We start from the raw sequence: 861 nt of genomic DNA, 5'->3' as shown, positions 1-861 counted from the left end.
TTTTTTTTCTCCCAGGGTCTGAGCTACTCTCGTGACAGCAACATTGCCGACTCCGAGTGGTATCACCATCGCCATCTCTGCTGTTTGGGCTGCAATCTCATGGGCTGCTAATGTTACTGTTCCTAAATATCCTGCTAGCCAAGCTGTGACGTTCAATAGTGATGTTTCTGACGCCCATTGAATCCCCATAGGCCATCCAGTTTGAAAAATTTTGATAAACGTCTGTTTATCAAACTGATGCATATAGCGGAAAAGTTGATAATCTCTAACTTTTGGGGAGAAAATAAGTAAGATAACTCCCGCTATAAAACTAACCCAAAAAACCAGAACAGTTGCCCAGCCTATTCCAACTAAACCAAGTTGAGGAAGACCAAATTTACCGAACATTAAGACATAATCTGCAGCGGCATTCAATATTAGCCCAGCCAGCATAATGACAGTCATCAATTGGGGGACGTTGACAGCAGAGCCTATGCCTCTTAATATGAGAAGACCAAGTGCAGCAGGAAAGCCCCACACAATTGTCTGTAAATAGATTTTTGCCAGTAATACAGTGCTTTCTTGTTGACCTAACAGCAGCAATATAGTATCGCCGTGCCAAAGCAGAAGCATTGCAGGTAAAGACAAGGCAACTGCTAGCCATATTTGTCCAGAAGCAATACGACTAACTTGATCTATTTTGTTTGCCCCAAAAGCCTCGGCTGCTTGTGCTCCTCCTGCTGAGGTAATACCATAGCAGGTAAAGAATAAAGCCAAAAAAGCGAGCGAACCCAAAGCACCACCAGCCAAAACTTGTGTACCAAGTAAACCCATCATGACTGCATTCACTGTATAAATACCCGTTTCGCACATTTGCGAAAT

1 protein-coding gene is annotated in these 861 nt (G+C 43.2%); it reads right to left on the bottom strand.

Annotated elements, in window-relative coordinates; translation table 11 throughout:
• A partial coding sequence (locus ACIR131C_RS23505; RefSeq protein ID WP_269208812.1) for an MATE family efflux transporter occupies positions 1–852 on the bottom strand: 852 nt, incomplete at its 3' end.
• Between the last annotated feature and the right edge of the window lie 9 nt (positions 853–861).

This window comes from Dolichospermum circinale AWQC131C (genome assembly GCF_000426905.1).
GTDB classification, from domain to species: domain Bacteria; phylum Cyanobacteriota; class Cyanobacteriia; order Cyanobacteriales; family Nostocaceae; genus Dolichospermum; species Dolichospermum circinale.
The sequence above is the reverse complement of the archived record's forward strand: the minus strand, read 5'-3'. Positions and strand labels throughout refer to the sequence as shown.